Genomic DNA, 20,564 nt, shown 5'->3' on the forward strand with positions numbered 1-20,564 from the left:
GGCGTTTCAGCCGGGCGGTGCCGACAGATGGATCAGGATCCCGCAGACCTCGCCCACGATCTCCCGGGCCTCCGTCTCGTCCCCGCAGTCGCCCAGCTCTCGCGCCGCCCCTCCGATGACGGTGGTCAGCACGCTCACCCGGACCCGGCCGGCACGCCGACGCTCGTCCACCTCCAGGAGCCGGGCGTTGCGCCGTACCCACGCGCGGTCCCACTGGCGGCGCAGCGCGTCGAAGCCCGCCGGGCCGTCGTCCTCTGCGAGGAGCCTGGCGAGCCGCCGGTTGTCCCAGGCGCCCTCCAGGTACGCCCTGGCCCCCGCCACGAAGAGGGCTCTGGGGTCGTCCACGCCACGGTTGCGCTCGGCGGTCAGCGTGGCCGCGGTCCGGTGCTCCTGCTCCTCCCGGAACTCCTCCCACAGGGCCAGGTAAAGGCCCCGCTTGCCACCGTAGTGCTGGAAGAGGGTGCCTGCCGGGACGCCGGAACGCGCAGCGATCTCGGTGAGGCCGGCGTCGGTGTAACCGCGCTCGGTGAACACCTCCAGCGCGGCGTCCAGCAGCGCGCGCCGGACCGTTCGGTCCTGTCCGGCGGGCCCCTCCGGAAGACCCATGTCCCCCTGACCGCCCGGCAGTTGCAGCCTCGCGTCGGTTCCGGCAGATTCCACGGTGCCGCTCACGGGCAGCCCTCACTTTCCCCGGCCCCGTCGCGGATTGCGAGGGCGACCAGCAGCTCCAGGAGGTCGGCGATCCGGCGTGGGTTGCGGCCGGTGCGTTCCTCGATCCGGCGCAAGCGGTAGTGCGCCGTGTTGTGGTGCACCCGCAGCCGGTCGGCGGCCAGCCGCAGATTCAGGTCCGCCTCGGCGAAGGCCCGTATGGTGGCGGCCAGCATGTCGCCGCGTCTGCGGTCCTCCTCCAGAAGCACACGCACGCGGGGATCGACCAGCTGGCGGGCGAGGTCGTCGGCGCGTAGCGCCAGGTAGTCGAACGGGGACAGCCGCGGCAGCGCCGCCACTCCGCCCCCGCTCGGCACCAGGTCGAGGGCGGCCCGGGCCTCCTCGTAGGCGCGCGGCAGCTCGGACGCGCCCTGTGCGACCGTGCTGATCCCCATGGAGAGCAGGGTTCCCTCTCCGGCAAGGCGCCGCTGCACGGCCTCGAAGTGGGCACATATGTCCTCTGCGTCCATGCCGGCCCGGACCACGGGCACGGCCACCACCTCGCCGTGGCGCACCACGACCAGGGTCCTGCCGGCCCAGGGACCGGCGACACTGATCGACGCGCTGGTGGCATACCCGTGCTCGGCCGAGGTGACGTCCCCGGTGCGGGTGTCGCCGACGCACACCGCCACGACCGCCATCATCGACGAGCGCGGCCCGATGCCGTACGCCTGCGCCGCGGCGCACAGCGGACCGCGTGCCGGCGCCACGCCCGCCAGGAGCTGGTCCAGGAGATCCCGGCGTTCGCGGTCCGCGTCCGCCACCACGTGCTGCTGGTACTCGACGTATGCCTGCGCGGCATGGGTGCTGGCGTAGTCGACGTACCGCATCAGCGGCGTGACGAGGGACAGCGCGGCCTGCTGCGCCTCGGCGGACGTGCCCGCGCAGTCCAGCAGCGCGTCCCACATCACCTGGCGGCCGACCCGGAAGGCACTGATCCAGTCCTCCAGGGCGAACCCCGCGCGTGCTCGGCGCATGGCCGCTGCGCGGCTGAAGACGAGGTCTTCAGGACGTATGTCGCGGTCGCCGGCGAGTGCTGCCAACTGCATCCGGTAGTGCTCGAGCACCTGCTCCCGTACCTCGTCGAAGAAACGCTCGCCCTGCAGCGCGTACGACGGGATCTGCGTGCGCATCACCTCGACGGCGGTCTCCGCCACCTCCTCGACCCGGTCCTGGACGGCGTGCAGGATCCGCCACCGCTCCTGCCGGAGCGGTTCGGGGAGCCGGTGGGTGTCCAGGGCAGGACTGCGAGGCATGGCGCCGATCGTCGCCGTCCGTCTCGTGTTCCGTCAACAGGCCCGGCGTGAGACATCTCCCGGCACCTGTGCGCGGCGCACAGTCCGGCGACCGGGAAGTTGGGTGCTCACACCCAATGTGCGCGCGGAAGGCCCCCACCTACTGTGACGCTCGCCCACCCCCCAGCACGTCGGAAGGGGCGTCACTCATGCTCGCGGTCGACGGTATCACCGTGCGCTTCGGCGGGATCACGGCACTGGACGGTGTCACGTTCACCGTCGAGCCGGGTACCGCCGTGGGGCTCATCGGACCCAACGGAGCCGGCAAGACCACCTTGTTCAACTGCCTCACCAGGCGCTGCACCCCCGATGCCGGAACGGTGCGGTTCGAGGGCGAGGACCTGCTCGCCCTTGCGCCGCACGCCGTGGCCGAGCGCGGCATCGCCCGTACCTTCCAGAACCTGGGCCTGTTCCCGCGGCTCACGGTCCGGGAGAACGTCATGGTCGGCGCCCACAGCCGGGGGCGCACCCGACACCTCGCCGCGGCGCTCCGGCTGCCCCGCGTCCGGCGGGAGGAGAAGGAGCTGCGTGACCAGGCGGACGACTTGCTACGGCGGCTCGGCCTGGCGGACGTCGCCGGCCACCCCGCCTCAGGGCTGCCTTTCGGCACGCTCAAACGCGTCGAACTCGCGCGGGCGCTCGCGGTACGGCCCCGGCTGCTGCTGCTCGACGAACCCGTCAACGGGCTCAGCCACGGCGAGGTCGGCCAATTCGCGGATCTGGTCCGGTCGGTGCGCCAGGACTTCGACCTCACCCTCGTGGTGGTCGAACACCACATGGGGTTCGTGATGGGCCTGTGCGACAAGGTGGTGTGCCTCGACTTCGGACGCAAGATCGCCGAGGGCTCGCCGGAGCACATCCAGCGCGACCCTGCCGTCGTCGAGGCGTACCTGGGGGTGGCCGCATGAGCGAGCGCGCCGGGATCGAGGCGACGGCGGACGCGAACTTCCTGCGTGTCTGCGGCCTGCACGCCGGATACGGCCAGGCCCGCGTGCTGCAGGGCCTCGACTTCTCCGTCGCCCGCGGCGAGGTGTGCGCGATCCTCGGACCGAACGGCGCGGGCAAGACCACGACGCTGCGGGCGCTGAGCGGCATGGTCCGCGGCCGCGGTTCGGTGACTCTGGACGGCAGGGAAGTGCTGGGCCGCTCGCCCGAGCAGGCTGCCAGGCTCGGGGTGGCGCATGTGCCCGAGGGCCGGGGCACCTTCAACGACCTGACCGTCGAGGAGAACCTGCGCATCGGGGCCCACCTGCGCACCGGCCTCCGGCGGCGGGGCCGCGCCGCACGCGCGGCCGTGGCGGGCGACCTGGAACGCGTCTACGACCACTTCCCCAGACTGCGCCAGCGGTCGCGTCAGGCCGCCGGCAGCCTCAGCGGTGGGGAGCAGCAGATGCTCGCCATCGGCAGGGCGCTGATGCTGCGGCCCTCGCTGCTGCTCCTGGACGAGCCGTCGCTCGGGCTCGCGCCACTCGTCACCCGCGAGCTGTTCGAGATCGTCCGAGCCGTCAACGAGGAGGAACACACCACCGTGGTCGTCGTCGAGCAGAACGCCCAGCTCGCGCTGGACATCGCGCATCGCGCGCACGTGCTGGAGGCCGGCCGTCTGGTCATGTCCGGACCGGCCGCACAGATCCGCGAGGACGGGCAGGTCGCCGAGGTGTACCTCGGTGTCTCCCTCGGCTCCGGGAAGGCCGGGTGAGTGCGGTGACCGATTTCCTCCAGCAAGTGGTGGAAGGGCTGGGCTCCGGCGCGGTGTACGCCAGCCTGGCGCTGGCCCTGGTGCTGATCCACCGGTTCACGGGGATCGTCAACTTCGCGCAGGGCGAGCTGGCCATGCTCTCGACGTACGTCGCCTGGCAACTGACGGCGTCCGGGATGCCGTTCTGGCTGGCGCTGCCGGTCACCCTCGGGGTGTCCTTCGCCGGCGGCATGCTGGTCGAGCGGATCGTCATCCGCCCCGTACAGGGTGCGCCCGAGCTGACGGTCGTCATCGTCACGGTCGGCCTGTTCATCTTCGTCAACGCGGTGGCCGGCCTGGTCTGGTCGTTCACCGTGAAGGACTTCCCGCAGCCGTTCCCCGACGGCGGGCTGGACCTGGCCGGGGTACGCGTGGACTGGTCGACTCTCGGGATCATCGGGGTGGTGGCCGTCGTGATGGGGCTGCTGTATCTGCTGTTCCAGCACACCTCCATCGGCCTGGTGATGCGGGCGGTCGCCGGCAATCCCGCCTCCGCGCGGCTTTCGGGTATCCGGGTGGGCCGGGTGCTGATGCTCGGCTGGGGACTGGCCGCCACGGTCGGCGCGGTGTCGGGCGTGCTCGTCGCCCCGCTGCTGTTCCTGGAGCCCAACATGATGGGCGGAGTGCTGATCTACGCGTTCGCCGCGGCCACCCTCGGGGGCTTCGACAGCCCGGTCGGCGCGGTCGTCGGCGGCCTGTTCGTAGGCGTCGCCGAGACGCTGACCGGAGCGTACGTCGATGTCATCGGTGCCGACCTGAAGGTGGGCGTCCCCCTGGTGATCATCCCGGCAGTCCTGCTGGTGCGGCCCCAGGGCCTGTTCGGACGGGCGGCGGTGGTGCGCGCATGAGCACGATCGTCGCCACACCCGGCACGGACCGCGCCCGGCGCCTGCGGGCCGCGCTCACCGTGCTCCTCGCGGCGGCAGCCGCCGTCGGCGCACCGTTCTACTTCGCCCCCTTCCAGGTCTTCCAGCTGACCATGGTGCTCCTTTATGCCGTGGCGCTGGCCGGCCTGAACCTGCTGGTCGGCTTCGGTGGGCAGATCTCGCTGGGGCACGGCGCGTTCTTCGCGGCGGGGGCCTACACGGCGGCGGTCATGCTCGACCGGTACCACACCGGCCACCTGGCCACGCTGCCGGTCGCAGCCGCCGGATGCTTCCTGCTGGGCCTGGCGTTCGGAGTGCCGGCGCTGCGGCTCCGCGGACTGTACCTGGCCCTGGTCACCCTCTCGTTCGCCGTGTTCCTGCCGCCCTTGCTCAAGCGGCTCGAACCGGTGACGGGCGGCTCCATGGGCCTGACCGTGGACAAGCTGCAGCCGCCCGCATGGAGCGGGCTGGCCGAGGACCAGTGGACGTACTTCGTCGTCCTCTCCGTCACGGCGGCGGCCCTGCTGCTCGCCCGCAACCTGCTGCGGTCCCGGATCGGCCGGGCACTGCTCGCCGTGCGGGACAACGAGAGCGCCGCCGAGGTCATGGGCGTACGGCTGTCGCTGCACAAGACCCTCGCCTTCGCATGGAGCGCGATGTTCGCGGGCGTGGGCGGATGCCTGTACACCTGGGTGATCGGCTTCGTGTCGCCCGACTCCTTCAGCTTCGTGCTGTCCGTCACGCTGCTGGCCGGCCTGGTGGTCGGCGGGCTCGCCTCGCTGTACGGGCCCCTGCTGGGGGCGGCGTTCGTGATGTACGTGCCGAGCGTGTCCCAGGACCTCAGCGAGGCGGCACCGGGAGTGGTGTTCGGCCTGCTGGTCATCGCGGTGATGTTCGTGGCCCCGACGGGACTGGCCGGACTGCCGGGCCGTGTCCGGGGCGCTGTCGCCCGCCGCCTGCCCCGCACGGCCGCCGCCTTCGACCGTACGAACGAGCCCGAACCCGCGCCCGATGCCAGGGCGGATTCCCAGGCCGAAGCCGGACCCTCCGCGCCCCTCGGCCCCGCCGTTGCCGACGCCGAACCCGTGGGCGCACCGCCCCGCACGGAAAAGGAATGAATCACATGCGCAAGACCACCGCTCTGCGGGCGGCGGCTGCCGCTGCCGCCGCCCTGCTCACCGCGACCGCCTGCGGAAGCCAGCGAGGGCAGGACGACCAGGGCACCGCCGCCGGCGGCGCCTGCAGGGGTCAGCAGACCACCGGCATCACGGACAAGACCATCAAACTGGGCGGCATCTATCCGCTGTCGGGACCGGCCTCCGCCTACGGCACGATCAGCGAGGGTGTGGCCGCCTACTTCAAGTACGTCAACGACAAGGGCGGCATAGACGGCCGCAAGGTGCAGTTCGTCGTCCGCGACGACGGCTACCAGCCGCCCAAGGCGGTCGAGGAGGCCCGCAGACTGGTCGAGCAGGAGAAGGTCTTCGCCGTGTTCCAGACCCTGGGCACCCCGTCCACCGCCGCCGTGTGGGACTACCTCAACAAGCAGAAGGTGCCACAGCCCTTCGTCGCCACGGGTGCCTCCGTCTGGGGCACGGACGACAAGCACCCCTGGACCATCGGGTGGCAGCCCAACTACGTGGCCGAGGCGCGGGTGTACGCCAAGTACCTCAAGGACACGAAGCCCAAGGCCAGGGTCGCGGTCCTCTACCAGAACGACGACTTCGGCAAGGACCTGCTCGGCGGGTTCAGGAAGGCCGTCGCCGGCAGCGGCATCAAGGTGGTCGCCGAGGAGAGCTACGAGGTCACCGACCCTTCCGTGTCGGCACAGATGGCGAGCCTCGCCCGTTCCAGGGCGGACGTGCTGCTGGACGTCACCACCCCCAAGTTCGCCAGCCAGGCGCTGGCCGCCGACGCCAGGAACCCCGGGTGGAACCCGCTGCACATCGTGAACAACGTGGCCTCGTCCGCCGCCGTGCTCCAGCCGGTCGGGTTCAAGAACGTCCAGGGCGTGGTCTCGGCGACCTACTTCAAGGACCCCGCCGACCCGCAGTGGGCGAACGACCCCGAGGTCAAGACGTACACAAGCGCCCTGCACAGGTACGCCCCTGATGCCGACCCGGCCAACCAGTTCAACGCCTACGGCTGGGCCGTCGCCGCCAGCCTGCACAAGGCCCTGGACGCGATGAAGTGCCCGACTCGGGAAGGGCTGCGGGACGCGGTCCGCAACCTGAAGAACGTGAAGGTGGGCCTCCTGCTGCCCGGGGTCACCATGTCCACGGGCCCCGGCGACGCCTTCCCGCTCGAGACGATGCAGCTGATGCGGTTCAAGGGCGAGCGGTGGCAGCTGTTCGGCAAGCCGGTGGACACCCGCAAGGAGTTCGGCCCACTGGGGAAGTGAGCGGCGGGGGCGGTCCCGGTCGGTGTCCTGACACCGGAGGGCCGCCCCCGGCCCCGTCACCGGAGACCGGATGTCATACGGCGGTCAGCCCGCCATCCACCACCAGGCTCTGCCCGGTGATGTACGAGGCGCGGTCGGACAGCAGGAAGGTGACGGCTTCGGCCACCTCCCAGGCGGTGCCCTGGCGTCCGAGCGGTATGCGGGTGAACGAGGCGGAACGCGACGCCCGCCGGGCCGAGGCCTGGCGGCCCATCGGGGTGTCGATCAGGCCCGGGACGACCAGGTTGGCGCGGATCCCGCGCGGCGCGCCCTCCTTGGCGACATGGCGGGTGAGACCGAGCAGGCCTGCCTTGGAACTGTCGTAGGCGGGCGAGTCGGTGGCCGCGCGCAGCCCGGCAACGGAACCGACGAAGACGACCGAACCTCCGTCGGCGATCGCGGGCAGTCCGTACTTGGCGGCGAGGAAGGGGGCGCTCAGGTTGAGTGAGAGCACGCGTTCCCACTGCTGCGGCGAGGTGTCCGCCAGGCCCGCGCCGAGACCGATGCCGACGTTGACCACGATCGCGTCGAGTGCGCCGAGTCCGCGGAGGGCCTCGGTGACCATGGCCGAGGACTGGCCGGGATCGGTGGCGTCACCGACCACGGGGAGGCCATGGACGCCCTCCTCACCGACCAGCGCGGCGGTGGTCGCCGCGGCGGAGGGGGAGACGTCGGCGCAGGCCACGGACGCACCCTCGCGGGCGGCGAGCACGGCCACCGCCCGCCCGTTGCCCACCGGGGCCGTCGGATCGTCGCTGGGGCGGGTGCCCGCGCCGATGACCAGTACGCTCCGGCCGGTCAGGAGGCCGACCGGGTGGGTTGCGTGGTGCCGGGGCTCAGGCATCGCCGTGTTCCCCTTCCGCCGTGTCCGCGCCGGCCCCGGTGGACGGGGGCAGGGTTACCGTTTCGAAGCCGGGCTCGAGCCGGGTACCGGCGGAGTTCAGGAAGAACGCGACCATGTGGTACTGACCGACGAGCATGGTGATTTCGATCAGCTGTGCCTCGTCGTGGTCGGCGGCGAGCGCGGACCAGGTGGCCGCGGACAGGCGCGCCTTGCCGTGCAGTTCGTCTGCGGCACGCAGCAGACGGGCGTCGGCCGGCGTCCACCCTTCGGCGTCCGGGCCCGCGCCGACCCGCCGGATCTCCTCGTCGGTGATTCCAGCGGCCCTGGCCAGCGGTACATGCCGCCCCCATTCGTAGCCGGCCCGGGTGTTGCACGCGGTGCGCAGGATCAGCAGTTCCCGGGTCCGGTCCGGAAGACGGCCGTCGCGCAGGAGATGGCTGCCGAACGGCAGGAAGTGCCGGAACAGGCCGGGGTGCCGCACCAAGGTGGTGAAGACGTTGGCGAGGTGGCCGTCGGCGTCCCGGGGGATCGGGGCGAGCAGCTCCCGGGTGCGCGGGTCCCAGCCGTCCTCGGGCAGGGGCGCGAGGCGTGGGCCGGGGCCGGGGTCGGCGGCGGGGCGGTGGGGTCGGTGACGGTGTTCGTCGGTCATGGCGGTCTCCGTACGGTTCGTCAGGGAGCGTCGGTACCAGCGGGGCGGGTCTGAGCACGGTCGGTCGGCGGCGCGTTGCCGCTGCGCCGATCCACGCCTTCCGCCGCCGTGCCACTGTGCTGGGGGGAGCGGGGGGTTGTCGACGGTTGCCCGGCCAAGGGCGGAGGTCGGCATATTGTTCAGTTGCACAACGGCCGGTACCCAAGGGGCGGAGGTGAGGTGCATGCCCGGACAGCAGGGCGCGGTGGCGCCTCTCGAAGGGGTCGTCGCCGCGATGGCCGCGCAGCAGCGGCACGTGGGTGGACGGTTGCACGCGGATCTGGTGGACCACGTCCCGTCCTACCGGGCGGTCCCGCGGGAACTCCTGGACCAGATCTGGCATCGGCACTTCCAGCGGGCCCTCTCGGTGGTGCGAGAGGGGACGGTGCCCACGCCGGAGGACTTCGACGAAGCCGATGTGGCCCGGGACCGGGTCGCCCGGGGTGTGCCGCTCGGCGACGGACTCCGTGCCTTCCGCCGGGCGCTGAGCGCGATACGGGATCTGTTCCTCGCGGAGGCGACCGAACGCGGGCTCGACCCCGGCCTCATCGTCGACCGCACCAAGTGCCTGTGGGAACTGGCGGACGTCGCCAGCCTGCGGATCGCCGCCGTCCACCGGCAGGCGGAGGTCGCCTCCGCCCTGCTCGACGCCCGCCGCCGCGCCGACTTCCTGCGGGGACTGCTGCACGGGACGTTGAGCGCGGTGGAGATCCACAGCGGTGCGGCGATCTACGGACTGGACCCGGCGCGTGCGTACCGGGCCGTCAGAGCCGTCCCGTACGGCAGTGCCGGCCCGGACTCGCTGGAACGCTCCCTGGAGTCCCACGGCCGCAGGAACGGCCGCGGCGCGCTGCTCACCGTGCTGGACGAGGCTGTCGTAGGAGTCGTCGAGGAACTGCCGCAGACCGGTGACCCGGAGGTGACGGCGGGGCTCGGCCCGCCGACGGACCTGACCGCGGTGCACCGTTCCTTCCGTGCCGCCGGCAGGCTGCTGGAAGCCGCCCGCGCATACGGTCTGCGCGGCGTGTACGACCTGAGCGACCTGTCCTGGCGGGTGGCCGTCGTCGCCGAACCGGAACTCTGCGCGTTGCTGCTCGACCGCTATCTGCGCCCACTGGAGGCGGAGGGGGAGTTCGGTGCGCTCATCGAGGAGTCGGTGCGGAAATACCTCGACACGGGACGCCGCATCCGTGAAGTCGCCCGCAGTTCACACGTCCATGTCAACACCGTCCGCTACCGGCTGCGTCGTTTCGAGGAGCTGACCGGAACCAGCCTGGACGCCCCGGACACCGCGGTGGAGCTCAGCTGGGCCCTGGCGGCGCGTCAGCTGGGGACAGCTCCACGAGGGCCGGCAGGACCTGCTCGGTGAACCGGCCCTCGTGCCCCGCCACGCCGTACCACGCGGCAGGCGAGGCCGCCGCTGCCGCACCGGGTTCAATGGGCTTGCAGTGCATCGGCAGGCCGGGCGCATGGGGGAGGGCCGAGTCACATCGCGGGGCGCCGTCACGCCGGTCACCGGCCGCGGCAGAACATCGCTGACCGACTACAAGGTGGTGTCCAGCAGTGGAGAAGCGGATGACGGAGCTCAGCGAAAGCCACGACGATCCGTTCACCCCGCACCTCGCCGCCTTGGCGGTGCTCGACGACCGGGGAGTCGTGGTCGGATGGTCCCGGCGGGCCCAGGAACTGCTCGGCCATCCGGACACAGCCGTGATCGGTCGTCCGGCATTCGAGGTCCTCGTCGATCCCCGGGACCTGACGGCTGCGATGGAGGCCGCGGCGAGCTGCAGGAGATCCGGCGGCTGGTCGGGGATGCTCAACGTGCGGCACCGGGACGGGCGGCTCGTGGAGATGGGGCTCAGGGCCCACGCGCTCTCGCGCGATGACCGGATCCGTGAGTGGTTTCTCGCCGGGGCACTTGCCGCTGACGTCCTGGAGTGGCGAAGGGACCGCGCCGTGCTCCACGGGTTGTACCGCCGCTGTCCGATCGGCCTGGTCGTCCACGGCCCCGATCTGAAGCTCCTGCGGGTCAACCGAGCCATCGAGCGCTTCGCCGGCGTTCCGGCAGCGGAGTTCCGGGGGCTGCCCACCGGCTGCTTCCTCGTCCCCGACGACGCACGCAGGGCCGTGGACCGGGTGCGCCAGGTGATGGAGACCGGAAGGCCGATGGTCTACTCCGAGCAGTTCGTTCGCCTGGAGTGGGACCCGGGACGAGAGCGGGTCGCGATGGTCTCGTCCTTCCCGATGGAGGATGCCTCCGGCCGCATCCTGGGTGTGGCCGAGATGATCGAGGACATCACCGAACGCCATCGGGCCCAGCGTCGGCTCGCGCTCCTCGACCAGGCCGGCAGCCGTATCGGAACCACGCTTGACGTGGCAGAGACCGCCCGGGAACTCGCCGAGGTGATGGTCCCTCACCTCGCCGACCACGCGTCCGTGGACCTGCTTCAGCCGGTGACCCGCGGTGAGGAAGTGACGCGGGCCCTGGCAGGGCCCATGGTACGCCTGGGAGCCTGCAGCGTCGGTGCCCAGCAGGCCGGCCCGCCCCACCCCCAGGGCGAGCCGGTGGAGTTCGCGCCTGACACGCCCCAGGCCAGGTGCCTGGCCGAAGGGCGGCCCGTCCTGGAACCGGTTCTCGCGCCCGACTGGTTCTCGGCGGAAGGCCGTCAGGGGGCCCACACTCCGGACCTGGGCGTCCACTCCCTGATCGTGGTACCTCTCGCCGCACGTGGCCTGGTGCTGGGAGTGATGACCCTGTGGCGTTCGCGTCGCCCCGATCCCTTCGAGGCCGACGATCTCACCCTCGCCCAGGAGCTCGCCTCCCGCGCCGCCGTCGCCGTCGACAACGCCCGGCGCTTCACCCAGCAGCAACAGGCCGCGTTCACCTTGCAGAGCAGCCTTCTGCTGCGGGCGGTACCGGACCAGTCGGCAGTCGAGGTGGCCCTGCGGTACCTGCCGGCCAGCGCGGCCCCGGGCCTGGGCGGCGACTGGTTCGACGTGATTCCCCTGTCGGGGGCCCGGGTCGCCCTCGTCGTCGGTGACGTGGTGGGCCGCGGCATCCACGCCGCCGCCACCATGGGCCGGCTGCGTACCGCCGTGCACACGCTCGCCAGCCTCGACCTTGAACCGGACGAGGTCCTCTCCCGCCTCGACGACCTGGTCAACCTCCTGGCGGCCGAACAGGAAGCGGCCGGCGAACGGCCCGTGGGGGACCAGGTCGTCGGTGCCACCTGCATGTACGCGGTGTACGACCCGGTCGCCGGGCGGTGCTCCGTAGCCCGGGCCGGCCACCCGCCGCCGGTGGTGACCGCTCCGGGCGGAGAGGCGGCTCTGCTCGACCTGCCCGCCGGCCCGCCACTCGGCCTGGGCGGGCTGCCGTTCGAGGCCCGCGACGTCGAACTGGCCGAGGGAAGTCTGCTGTGCCTGTACACCAACGGACTCATCGGCGAACGCCACATCGATGCCGACTTCGGCCTGACCAAACTGTGCGCGGCGCTCACCCGGCCCACGGAGGCGCTGGAACGGACATGCCAAGCGGTGGTCGACTCACTCGTGCCGGCGCGGCCCGCCGACGACGTCGCGTTGCTGATCGCCCGCACCCGCATGCTGCCACCCGACAGCGTCGCCTCCTGGCGTCTGCCGCCAGAGCCTGCCAGCGCCGCCCGGGCCAGGGCCCTGACCTCGGCCAAGCTGAGCGAATGGGGTCTGGAGCACCTGGCGTTCACGACCGAGTTGATCGTCAGCGAACTGGTCACCAACGTCTACCGGTACGCCAGTGGCCCCGCGACCCTGCGGCTGATCCGTGAACGGTGTCTGGTGTGCGAGGTCAGCGACACCAGCCACACCTCACCCCACCTGCGCCGCGCCCGTACCACCGACGAGGGCGGACGCGGTCTGTTCCTGGTGGCCCAGATGACCGAACGCTGGGGCACCCGCTACACCCGCGAGGGCAAGACCGTGTGGACCGAACAACCACTGGCCGGCACGCTCGCCTGACCGTCCTCGAGACCGCTTGCGCGGCCCGCCCCGAGGCCGTGTCATTCGGCTGCGGCGAGCAGTCGCGCCTCGCTCTCCTCGTACAGCCGACGGTTCTCGCGGCTGTCGGCGGCGCGGCGTCGGTGGTCCAGACGGCTGCCCAGCCAGCCCGCCAGATAGCCGAACGGGACGGAGACCAGTCCGGTCGACTGCAGGGGGAACAGGTCGAAGTCGGCGTTCGGGAAGACGGCGGACGGCGTGCCCGAGACGGCCTTGGAGAAGACCATCAGCAGCAGTGCGCAGGCCGCCCCGCCGTAGAGGGCGGCGAGCAGGCCGGTGCGCGTGAATCCGCGCCAGAACAGGGAGTAGGTCAGCGCGGGTGCCACCGCTGATGCCCCGATGCAGATGGCCAGCGTGGTCAGCACGCCGACGTTCCAGTTCTGGACCAGGATGGCGAGTCCGATGGCGATGCTTCCCACGGCCACGCTCGTCCACACCGCCACCGTCATCTCCGTACGCGCTTCGGCCTGTCCCCGCCGCACCGCATGGGCGAACAGGTCGTGGGCGAGCGACGAGGCCGCGGCCAGGGTCATCCCCGCGACCGACGACAGCAAGGTGATGAAGACCATGCCCGCCACCGCCGAGTAGAGGATCGTCGTGCCCGCGGAGCCGGGTGCCCCGCCGAGCACCTGCGACAGCATGAGCACCGACGTCCGGCCCTGCGGGTCGGCCGCGGTGATGTACCGCGATCCGACCAGCGCCGCCGCGCCCGTACCCATGACGATCACGAGCAGGCAGAAGGTGGTGACCGTGCCGACCGCCCACGACATGGAGCGACGCACGGCCGGCACGTCCTGTGCGGAGTACAGACGCATCGTGATGTGGGGCAGGCAGGCCACGCCGAGGACCACGGTGATCTGCAGACCGATGAAGTCCAGCCGCTCAGTGGCCGAGGTGCCCAGTTGAAGGCCCTGCTGGAGGAAGGCGGGGCCGGCACCGCTGCCGTGCTGGGCGGCTCGGAGCAGCTCGCCCGGGCTCCAGTCGAAGCGGTTCAGGACCAGCGCCGCGACGACGGCAGTGGTGCCGAGCAGGATCACGATCTTGATCATCTGAATGAGTGCGGTGCCCCTCATGCCACCGAGCGCCGCGTAAATGATCATCAGGCTGCCGACGATGACGATGCACGCCGTCCGGGCGCCGGTCACGTGCGGCAGGTTCAGGATGAAGGTGAGCAGCGACCCGGCTCCGGAGAGCTGGACGACGAGGAAGGGCAGGGTCGCCGCGAGCGTCACCAGGCACGCGGCGACACGCGCGGCCCGCCCGGGCACGGTGCGGGCCAGGACGTCGCCCATCGTGAACCTGCCGGCGTTGCGCAGCGGTTCGGCCAGCAGGAACATCAGCAGCACCAGGGACAAGGCCGTGCTGACCGCAAGGACATAGCCGTCGTATCCGGCGAGCGCGACGATGCCGGTGGTGCTCAGCACCGTGGCCGCGGAGATGTAGTCACCCGCGATGGCCAGGCCGTTCTTGAACGGGGTGAGCGAGAGATAGCCGGTGTAGAAGTTCGTCAGGTCGTCGCGGTCCGGCCCCGCCATCACGCACATCAGCAGGGTGACGGTGACCAGGGCGGTGAACAGAACGAGGACGCTGGCCTGCGTCCCGGTGCTGAAGTCGTTCATCTCGCCACTCCCGCGTCCCGGCCCGTGGGGACCGCCCGCTCCCTGACGGCGTGGGCCAGCGGATCCACCGAGCGCTGTGCGCTGCGTCCGTACCAGAAGACCGCTGCGAAGGTGACGACGAGCTGGAGGACCCCCAGGGCCATGCCCAGGCTCAGCTCCCCGGTGAGCCTGGATCCCATCAGCCCCGGCGCACAGCAGGACAGCACGACGTACACCACGAAGGAGCCGAGCGCGGTCAGTGTGGAGACCCGGCGGAGGAGGCGGTAGGCCGACCGGAGTGCGGCGAGGTCGGCATGGTGCGCGGGAGCCGGGTGCTGGGGAGCCTGGTGCGCATACAGCTCGTCCCAGGGTGCCGCCTGCCCGTACCAGTCGTGTCGGGGGGTGTCGTGTCCGTACGACCGGGGCGCGGTACGGGGCGGCGGCCACCCCGTCGGTCTGGGGGGCGGGTACTGGTTCTCGTCGGCGTATGTCATCGCCTGGCCTTCCACTACGCATCGAACCGTGGAGGTGAACGGGTGGGAAATGCTTCAGGCGGCGGACCATACCGACTGGTTGGAATGTATGTAAGTCCTCTGTGGGTTACGTTTCGGGGTCGATGTCACGGCCTGCGGCGGAGCTCGGCCTCCGGCGGCGGATCAACGGGTGGGGTCGAGGAGGATCTTTCGGACACCGGCGGCGCGGCTGCTGAACAGTTCGTACGCTGCGGGGCCTTCGGAGAGGGCGAAGTGGTGGGAGACCACGACCTCCGGGGTGATCCGGCCGGCCTGGGCGAGGGGGATCAGGGCGGGGAGTTCGTAGTGGATCGAGCACAGTCCGATGGCGAACTCCAGCTCCTTGATCTGGGCCAGCCCCATGTGGAAGGGGAAGGCCTTGCTCTGGCTGACGCCGATCACGCTGACCCGTCCTGCCTGCCGGACGGATTTGAGGGCCAGCCCGATGGTGGCGTCCGAGCCGACCGCCTCCACCACGGCGTCCGGTCCGCGCCCTGCGGTCATCTCCCGCACGGCCGTTCGCGCGTCGTCGCCCTCGACCGGTTCGACGCCCAGGGTGGCGGCGAAGGCCCGGCGCTCCGCGACCAGATCCACGCCCAGCACGCGGGCGGCACCCATCGTGAAGGCGGATTGCGCGGCCATGAGGCCGACCGGGCCCAGGCCGATGACGAGAACCGTCTCGCCGGGCTGGATGCGGGCGCGGCGGCAGCCGTACCAGGCCGTGGGCGCGTTGTCGGTCAGGACGATGGCGGCTTCGTCGGAGATGCCTTCGGGCAGGTGCACCAGGTTGGCATCGGCATGGGGCACGGCCAGGGCCTGGGCCTGACTGCCGGGAAGGTGCGGGCTCACTCCGTAGCAGAGGTCCGTCGGGGCATGGGCTCGTTCGCACCTGGCGGTGAGTCCCTTCGCGCAGGTCCCGCACAAGGTGCAGCCGACCGATGCGGGAACCAGGACGCGGTCGCCGGGCTTGAAGCGGGTGACCCGGTCGCCGGTGTCGACGACCACACCGACGCACTCGTGTCCCGGGGTGTAACCGGTCTGCGGGCTGAACCCGTTGCCACCGTAGATGTGCAGGTCGCTTCCGCAGATGCCGGCCGTGGTGACCTGGACCAGTGCGTCGGTGGGGCTGGTGACGGCCGGGTCGGGGACATCTTCGTAGCGGATGTCGTAGGGGCCGTGGTAGGTCAGTGCCTTCACTGGATTGACTCCCGCGGCGCACCAAGGCGCCTCTATCAGTTATTAATGCACGCGTATTACTTCGGCGGGGCGACGCTAGCATGGGCATCCGTGACAGCACATGAGACGCGGGCCACGTCACCTCGAAGCCGGAAGGCCGGTGACACCCGCGCCACACTCATCCGGGCCGCCGAGCAGTTGTTCGCGGCGAAGGGCGTCGACGGTGCGTCGCTCAACGAGATCAAGCGGGCCGCCGGCCAGCGCAACGCCATGGCCCTGCAGTACCACTTCGGCGACCGGGCGGGTCTGCTGCGGGCCGTACTCGACAAGCACCTGCCCGCGGTGGACGCCCGGCGGGAGGTGCTGCTGCAGCAGTACGAGGACGTCGGCGCCGCCGACCTTCGATCCCTGGCCGCCGCACTGGTGCTGCCGGCCGCCGCGAAACTCGCCGAGCCCGACGGGGGCCGCGAGTTCCTGCAGATCGTGGCCGAACTGCTCAACCGCCCCGAACCCCTGGTCGAGGTCGTCGTGACGAAGGGGTCGAGCATCTATCCCTGGCGGCGCCTGGTGGAACCGCTGCTGGCTCCCGAGTCGACCGAGGTGTTCCACACCCGCTTCACCGCCATGCGGTTCTGCCATGCCGAACTCGCCGCCCGGGCCGCCGGCCGCCCGCGCAGGGACGACCGGTTGTTCACCAGCCGACTGGTCGACCTGGTCACCGCGCTGCTGGCCGCGCCGGTGTCCGAACAGACCGCACGACTGCTCCACGAGCGAAACCGCAAGGGCCGGGGCGAGCGGCAGACCTCGACTCGCTGACGGGTCCGGCCCCCGCGACTGATCTGTGCAGTACCAGGCCGCGGTGTGTGTCAAGCGTCACACCCTCCACATACCCACTGGTCGGTACCCTGCGGCGAAACCTGAACGACAGGAGGCGTGATGTCCGTGACCAACCGCCAGATCCGTCTGGCAGCACGTCCCGTGGGCGCGGTGAAGCCCGAGGACTGGGAGCACTTCTCCGGGCCGGTCGACGAGCCGGGCCCCGGCCGGTTCGCGGGCCAGACGCGCGTCATCTCCCTGGACCCGGCCATGCGGGGCTGGCTGGACGACCGCCCCTCCTACCTGCCGCCGGTGGGTATCGGTGAGGTGATGCGCGCGGGATCGGTCATCGAGGTCACCGCATCCCGCCACCCCGACTTCCAGCCGGGTGATCACGTGGTCGGCACGTTCGGCGTCCAGGAGTACGTGGTCTCCGACGGCAGGGGCGCCATGAAGATCGACACCTCCCTCGCTCCGCCCTCCACGTATCTGGGTGCGCTGGGCATGCCCGGCATGACCGCCTACTTCGGTCTGCTGGACGTCGGGGCACTGAAGGACGGCGAGACCGTCGTGGTGTCAGGGGCGGCCGGTGCGGTCGGCACCATCGCGGGTCAGATCGCGAAGGCCAAGGGCTGCCGGGTGGTGGGTATCGCCGGAGGGCCGGAGAAGTGTGCGCTGCTCACCGGTGAACTGGGATTCGACGCGGCGATCGACTACCGCGCCGAAGACGTCAGGAAGGCGCTGCGCCACCAGGCCCCTGACGGTATCGACGTCTACTTCGACAACGTGGGGGGAGACATCCTCGACGCCGCCCTGACCCGGCTGGCGATGCACGCGCGCGTCGTGGTCTGCGGTGCGATCAGCCAGTACAACAACGCCACGCCGGTCAAAGGCCCCTCCAACTACCTCTCGCTGCTGGTGCGCCGCGCCCGCATGGAGGGCTTCGTGGTCTTCGACTATGCCCAGCGCTACGCGCAGGCGGCGCAGGACATCTCCGCCTGGATCGGCGCCGGCCGCATCAAGGTCAAGGAACATGTGGTGCGGGGGAGCGTGGACGACTTCCCCGAGACGTTGCAGATGCTCTTCCACGGGCAGAACGTCGGCAAGCTCGTCCTGGAACTGGCGTGACCGCTGAGGGTGCCGGGACGCGACCCCGCCTCCACGCTTGGCTGTGAGGCCGGTCAGTGATCCGAAGGGACGGCCTGGCCTCAGTGGTCCGGCCCGTCGAAGTCGGCGGCCGACCGCGCGGGGCTGAGCCGATCCGTGGACGCGGTTCGATGCTCACGTGCCAGGGAAGTTGAACGGCTGGTGCCGGAGGGCATCTGACCGGTCTGCTTCCTGCCGGTGCCGGTGCCGGTGCCGGTGCCGGTGCCGGTGCCCGCGCGGACGCTGGCCGGGAAGCGGGCCCCGTCCACGGTGATGACGCGGACCGGGCCGTTCCAGCCATACTGTGCCGATCCCCTCCTCGCCGCGTGTGAGGCGGCGTGGTCTGTCTCTGTGCGCTGCTGGTGAAGGCCGGGTGGGGGAGTTGTCGTATCTGGTCCACGCGCGTAGCGGATTCTGCCGGGACTGAGGTTGTCTCGTGTGTGTATCTCCAACCCCCCACGCTCTATGGAGACTTCATGCACCGCGCCGTGTTCGGCCTGCCCCCCTCTGTCCTGACCCTGAGCGCAACAGGTGCCGCCGCGGGCCCTGACTGAGCCTCCCGCCGCGCCCCCTGGCGTCCGGTGCCGACGGCTTGCCGGAGTCCTCGGACCTATCGAAGCCGGAGAACGCGTCGGCCGATGGGAGGCCCGGCGGCCATGTCTTCCCGTGCGCGTTCGCCGTACGTGACGCGCTCGTCACGTGTGTCTGCAAGCTGACGGCCGCCGGCCAGGAGGAGTCGGCCCGCGCGGATGCAGCGTCCGCCAGGGCCGCAGTCGGCATGCCGTGAGCCCCGCCTCGGACCTCGTTCGCGGATTGGCGCTTTGTCATCAACATCATCTTCAGGGCGATGACATGTGCATGTCATCTATGCCACCCTCTCTCCAGCCGCCGCACGAGCACGACGACATCCACAACCGTCCCGGTCGGCCCCACACCGGCCGGACGTTCCCCCCACAAAAGGAGCTTGTGTGACCTCCCGCGACACACGCCATCGGCGTACCGTTCTGGCCGCGGCCACAGCCGTCGCCGCCACCACGGCACTTCTGAGCACCACGCTCATCAGCACTGCCACCGCACAGCCCACCACCGGCGCCGCCCGCATCGCCGCGGCTCCGGTCACGCTGTCGGCGGCCGCGCGTACGGGTCTGATACAGAAGGCGCAGGCCGACGCGGCCCAGACCGCGCAGCACATAGGTCTCGGCGCCAAGGAGAAGCTGGTCGTCAAGGACGTGGTGAAGGATGTGGACGGCACCGTCCACACCCGCTACGAGCGCACCTACGCGGGCCTGCCGGTGCTCGGCGGCGACCTCGTCGTCCACACCGCCGAGTCCGGCAGGACCGAGGGCGTGACCAGAGCGACGACGGAGAAGCTGACGCTCGCGTCGCTCAAGCCGCAGATCGCCGCAGCCAAGGCCGAGAAGCAGGCTCTGGCCCTGGCCAAGGCGGCGGGGTCGGCGAAGACTGCCGCGGACCAGGCCCCGCGCAAGGTCATATGGGCGGTGAGCGGCAAGCCCGTCCTCGCCTACGAGACGGTCGTCGGCGGCCTGCAGGACGACGGCACCCCGAACCAGCTGCACGTCATCACCGACGCCGCCACCGGCAAGAAGCTCTTCCAGTACCAGGGCATCGAGACCGGCGTCGGCAACACGCACTACAGCGGCAAGGTGGACCTGTCGACGGCGCAGTCGGGCTCGTCCTACACCCTCACCGACGCCTCGCGCGGTGGTCACAAGACGTACAACCTCAACCACGGAACCTCCGGCACCGGGACGCTGTTCTCCCAGTCCAGCGACACCTGGGGCGACGGAGCGGTGTCGAACGCGGCGACCGCCGCCGCGGACGCCGCCTACGGGGCGCAGGAGACCTGGGACTTCTACAAGAAGGCCTTCGGTCGCAGCGGCATCAAGAACGACGGCGTGGGCGCGTACTCCCGCGTGCACTACGGCAACTCGTACGTCAACGCCTTCTGGGACGACAGCTGCTTCTGCATGACCTACGGCGACGGGGAGGGCAACAACGACCCGCTGACCGCGCTCGACGTCGCCGGGCACGAGATGAGCCACGGCGTCACCTCCAACACCGCGGGGCTGGAGTACACGGGTGAGTCCGGCGGCCTGAACGAGGCGACCAGCGACATCATGGGCACCGGCGTGGAGTTCTACGCCGGCAACGCGTCCGACCCGGGCGACTACCTCATCGGCGAGAAGATCAACATCAACGGCGACGGCAAGCCGCTGCGCTACATGGACAAGCCCAGCAAGGACGGCGGCTCCGCCGACTACTGGTCCTCCAGCGTGGGCGGCCTGGACGTGCACTACTCGTCCGGCGTCGCCAACCACTTCTTCTACCTGCTGTCCGAGGGCAGCGGCGCGAAGACGATCAACGGCGTGAGCTACGACTCGCCCACACAGAACGGCTCCACGGTCACCGGCATCGGCCGGGACAAGGCGCTGCAGATCTGGTACAAGGCGCTGACCACGTACTTCACCTCGACGACCGACTACAAGGGCGCCCGCGCCGGCACCCTCAAGGCGGCATCCGACCTCTACGGTGCCTCGAGCACCGAGTACAAGACGGTCGAGGCAGCCTGGTCCGCAGTCAACGTGAGCTGACCCCACCGGCCGGGGGGGGGGGGGGGGGGGGGGGGGGGGAGGTGGTCGCGGTCAACCCCGTCCCGAGCACCCACCAGCCCCCCCACAGAT

Annotated in this window: 18 protein-coding genes; 10 read left to right on the top strand and 8 right to left on the bottom strand. The window is 70.9% G+C overall.

Annotation, left to right across the window (positions count from 1 at the left end; translation table 11 throughout):
• Positions 1–6: 6 nt before the first annotated feature.
• Both ACZ7GZ_RS19875 and ACZ7GZ_RS19880 read right to left on the bottom strand, forming a co-directional pair.
• Positions 7–672, bottom strand: a complete 666-nt coding sequence (locus ACZ7GZ_RS19875) for a TetR/AcrR family transcriptional regulator (RefSeq protein WP_471025764.1) — start codon at positions 670–672, stop codon at positions 7–9.
• A complete protein-coding gene (locus tag ACZ7GZ_RS19880; protein ID WP_471025766.1) occupies positions 669–1,964 on the bottom strand; it encodes a PucR family transcriptional regulator in 1,296 nt (431 codons plus the stop codon). Before ACZ7GZ_RS19880 ends, ACZ7GZ_RS19875 begins: the two co-directional genes overlap by 4 nt.
• Positions 1,965–2,152: 188 nt before the next feature.
• Between ACZ7GZ_RS19880 and ACZ7GZ_RS19885 the strand changes: the two genes are divergently transcribed.
• Genes ACZ7GZ_RS19885 through ACZ7GZ_RS19905 form a run of 5 tightly spaced genes read left to right on the top strand, consistent with a single transcriptional unit; the run spans position 2,153 to position 7,008 of the window.
• Positions 2,153–2,911 (top strand): ABC transporter ATP-binding protein, encoded by a 759-nt coding sequence (locus ACZ7GZ_RS19885; RefSeq protein WP_471025769.1) that lies wholly within the window; start codon positions 2,153–2,155, stop codon positions 2,909–2,911.
• The gene (locus ACZ7GZ_RS19890; protein WP_471025771.1) at positions 2,908–3,702 is read left to right on the top strand and encodes an ABC transporter ATP-binding protein; all 795 of its coding nucleotides are present in this window, start codon (positions 2,908–2,910) and stop codon (positions 3,700–3,702) included. The genes ACZ7GZ_RS19885 and ACZ7GZ_RS19890 overlap by 4 nt, the downstream gene beginning before the upstream one ends.
• Positions 3,703–3,707: 5 nt before the next feature.
• Positions 3,708–4,589: a branched-chain amino acid ABC transporter permease gene (locus tag ACZ7GZ_RS19895; RefSeq protein ID WP_471025772.1), complete on the top strand. Its 882-nt coding sequence runs from the start codon at positions 3,708–3,710 to the stop codon at positions 4,587–4,589.
• Complete coding sequence (locus ACZ7GZ_RS19900) at positions 4,586–5,725, top strand: branched-chain amino acid ABC transporter permease (RefSeq protein WP_471025775.1); 1,140 nt, start codon at positions 4,586–4,588, stop codon at positions 5,723–5,725. Before ACZ7GZ_RS19895 ends, ACZ7GZ_RS19900 begins: the two co-directional genes overlap by 4 nt.
• Positions 5,726–5,730: 5 nt before the next feature.
• Positions 5,731–7,008 (top strand): ABC transporter substrate-binding protein, encoded by a 1,278-nt coding sequence (locus tag ACZ7GZ_RS19905; RefSeq protein ID WP_471025777.1) that lies wholly within the window; start codon positions 5,731–5,733, stop codon positions 7,006–7,008.
• A 73-nt stretch (positions 7,009–7,081) separates the two neighbouring features.
• Here ACZ7GZ_RS19905 and ACZ7GZ_RS19910 read toward each other — a convergent pair whose 3' ends face one another.
• Together ACZ7GZ_RS19910 and ACZ7GZ_RS19915 are read right to left on the bottom strand one after the other, a co-directional pair.
• Positions 7,082–7,891, bottom strand: coding sequence for an SDR family NAD(P)-dependent oxidoreductase (locus ACZ7GZ_RS19910; protein WP_471025780.1), 810 nt, complete (start codon positions 7,889–7,891; stop codon positions 7,082–7,084).
• On the bottom strand, positions 7,884–8,540 hold the full coding sequence (locus ACZ7GZ_RS19915; protein ID WP_471025782.1) for a carboxymuconolactone decarboxylase family protein: 657 nt from the start codon (positions 8,538–8,540) through the stop codon (positions 7,884–7,886). Before ACZ7GZ_RS19915 ends, ACZ7GZ_RS19910 begins: the two co-directional genes overlap by 8 nt.
• A gap of 223 nt (positions 8,541–8,763) precedes the next feature.
• Here ACZ7GZ_RS19915 and ACZ7GZ_RS19920 point away from each other — a divergent pair, with 223 nt between their 5' ends.
• Positions 8,764–9,948, top strand: coding sequence for a PucR family transcriptional regulator (locus ACZ7GZ_RS19920; protein ID WP_471025783.1), 1,185 nt, complete (start codon positions 8,764–8,766; stop codon positions 9,946–9,948).
• A gap of 206 nt (positions 9,949–10,154) precedes the next feature.
• Entirely contained in the window at positions 10,155–12,575 is a 2,421-nt protein-coding gene (locus tag ACZ7GZ_RS19925; protein ID WP_471025786.1) for a SpoIIE family protein phosphatase, read from the top strand.
• A 41-nt stretch (positions 12,576–12,616) separates the two neighbouring features.
• Here the strand turns inward: ACZ7GZ_RS19925 and ACZ7GZ_RS19930 are convergent, their stop codons facing one another.
• The 3 genes from ACZ7GZ_RS19930 to ACZ7GZ_RS19940 all read right to left on the bottom strand — a co-directional run bounded on the left by ACZ7GZ_RS19930 (position 12,617) and on the right by ACZ7GZ_RS19940 (position 15,921).
• Positions 12,617–14,233 (bottom strand): sodium/solute symporter, encoded by a 1,617-nt coding sequence (locus ACZ7GZ_RS19930; RefSeq protein WP_471025787.1) that lies wholly within the window; start codon positions 14,231–14,233, stop codon positions 12,617–12,619.
• Positions 14,230–14,706: a DUF485 domain-containing protein gene (locus ACZ7GZ_RS19935; protein WP_471025790.1), complete on the bottom strand. Its 477-nt coding sequence runs from the start codon at positions 14,704–14,706 to the stop codon at positions 14,230–14,232. Before ACZ7GZ_RS19935 ends, ACZ7GZ_RS19930 begins: the two co-directional genes overlap by 4 nt.
• A 162-nt stretch (positions 14,707–14,868) precedes the next feature.
• Positions 14,869–15,921 (bottom strand): alcohol dehydrogenase catalytic domain-containing protein, encoded by a 1,053-nt coding sequence (locus ACZ7GZ_RS19940; RefSeq protein WP_471025792.1) that lies wholly within the window; start codon positions 15,919–15,921, stop codon positions 14,869–14,871.
• Between the two features lie 90 nt (positions 15,922–16,011).
• Between ACZ7GZ_RS19940 and ACZ7GZ_RS19945 the strand changes: the two genes are divergently transcribed.
• Positions 16,012–16,716, top strand: coding sequence for a TetR/AcrR family transcriptional regulator (locus ACZ7GZ_RS19945; RefSeq protein WP_471025795.1), 705 nt, complete (start codon positions 16,012–16,014; stop codon positions 16,714–16,716).
• A 120-nt stretch (positions 16,717–16,836) separates the two neighbouring features.
• Positions 16,837–17,844, top strand: a complete 1,008-nt coding sequence (locus ACZ7GZ_RS19950) for an NADP-dependent oxidoreductase (protein WP_471025798.1) — start codon at positions 16,837–16,839, stop codon at positions 17,842–17,844.
• A gap of 80 nt (positions 17,845–17,924) precedes the next feature.
• Here the strand turns inward: ACZ7GZ_RS19950 and ACZ7GZ_RS19955 are convergent, their stop codons facing one another.
• Positions 17,925–18,131 (bottom strand): hypothetical protein, encoded by a 207-nt coding sequence (locus ACZ7GZ_RS19955; RefSeq protein ID WP_471025800.1) that lies wholly within the window; start codon positions 18,129–18,131, stop codon positions 17,925–17,927.
• 699 nt (positions 18,132–18,830) lie between these two features.
• On the opposite strand from ACZ7GZ_RS19955, the gene ACZ7GZ_RS19960 reads away from it, so the two are divergent.
• On the top strand, positions 18,831–20,474 hold the full coding sequence (locus tag ACZ7GZ_RS19960; RefSeq protein WP_471025802.1) for a M4 family metallopeptidase: 1,644 nt from the start codon (positions 18,831–18,833) through the stop codon (positions 20,472–20,474).
• Positions 20,475–20,564 lie beyond the last annotated feature (90 nt).

Source organism: Streptomyces sp. NPDC037288, from assembly GCF_055603265.1.

Bases quoted from the DNA above. Each gene is read 5' to 3' on its own strand.
- ACZ7GZ_RS19915 (WP_471025782.1), bottom strand. From the start codon at position 8,540: ATGACCGACGAACACCGTCACCGACCCCACCGCCCCGCCGCCGACCCC.
- ACZ7GZ_RS19880 (WP_471025766.1), bottom strand. From the start codon at position 1,964: ATGCCTCGCAGTCCTGCCCTGGACACCCACCGGCTCCCCGAACCGCTC.
- ACZ7GZ_RS19920 (WP_471025783.1), top strand. From the start codon at position 8,764: ATGCCCGGACAGCAGGGCGCGGTGGCGCCTCTCGAAGGGGTCGTCGCC.
- ACZ7GZ_RS19935 (WP_471025790.1), bottom strand. From the start codon at position 14,706: ATGACATACGCCGACGAGAACCAGTACCCGCCCCCCAGACCGACGGGG.
- ACZ7GZ_RS19925 (WP_471025786.1), top strand. From the start codon at position 10,155: ATGACGGAGCTCAGCGAAAGCCACGACGATCCGTTCACCCCGCACCTC.
- ACZ7GZ_RS19910 (WP_471025780.1), bottom strand. From the start codon at position 7,891: ATGCCTGAGCCCCGGCACCACGCAACCCACCCGGTCGGCCTCCTGACC.
- ACZ7GZ_RS19930 (WP_471025787.1), bottom strand. From the start codon at position 14,233: ATGAACGACTTCAGCACCGGGACGCAGGCCAGCGTCCTCGTTCTGTTC.
- ACZ7GZ_RS19950 (WP_471025798.1), top strand. From the start codon at position 16,837: ATGTCCGTGACCAACCGCCAGATCCGTCTGGCAGCACGTCCCGTGGGC.
- ACZ7GZ_RS19890 (WP_471025771.1), top strand. From the start codon at position 2,908: ATGAGCGAGCGCGCCGGGATCGAGGCGACGGCGGACGCGAACTTCCTG.
- ACZ7GZ_RS19905 (WP_471025777.1), top strand. From the start codon at position 5,731: ATGCGCAAGACCACCGCTCTGCGGGCGGCGGCTGCCGCTGCCGCCGCC.
- ACZ7GZ_RS19900 (WP_471025775.1), top strand. From the start codon at position 4,586: ATGAGCACGATCGTCGCCACACCCGGCACGGACCGCGCCCGGCGCCTG.
- ACZ7GZ_RS19885 (WP_471025769.1), top strand. From the start codon at position 2,153: ATGCTCGCGGTCGACGGTATCACCGTGCGCTTCGGCGGGATCACGGCA.